Annotated in this window: 1 protein-coding gene; it reads right to left on the bottom strand. The window is 38.0% G+C overall.

Features of this window, described 5'->3' with window-relative positions:
• Positions 1-411: hypothetical protein (locus IAQ59_RS22190; protein ID WP_209333036.1), on the bottom strand; the 411-nt coding region annotated here is incomplete at both ends.

Below are 411 nucleotides of genomic sequence, written 5' to 3'. Positions count from 1 at the left end.
AGGGCAACCCCCCATCCATGTCATTGTAAAAGGCAAAATGATAACCATTTCCCTTCCTGTCAAACCTTAAGTTGGCACCTGTATGCTGCTTCTTATCGAAATATATCCTATTAAGTTTGTTCTTATTTGCCATGTCAAAAAAAAAGAACCTATTACTTTCTACTAAGCCGAATAGCCCTGCAAATCGGCCCAGTTGTTCGTGGTAATAAGAAACATGTTTTTCAAGAAGGTATTTTCTTGGAAGTTTGCTCTCTTCATAATCCAGATAAAATGCCGGAGTGACGGTTAGGTCGGGAGATATCCTCCAGATAGTGTCATAATGAAACTCCCAAAAGGATAATTCATTATCGTTAATCTTATATAAGCGTTGATTGGAGGATAATGCGATGCTTTCCGAAGACTTTTTATCAA

The organism is Lunatimonas salinarum, assembly GCF_017811155.1.
In the GTDB taxonomy this organism is placed as follows: Bacteria; Bacteroidota; Bacteroidia; order Cytophagales; family Cyclobacteriaceae; genus Lunatimonas; species Lunatimonas salinarum.
Note: the sequence above shows the minus strand (reverse complement) of the source record. Positions and strands in the feature narration are given on the sequence as shown.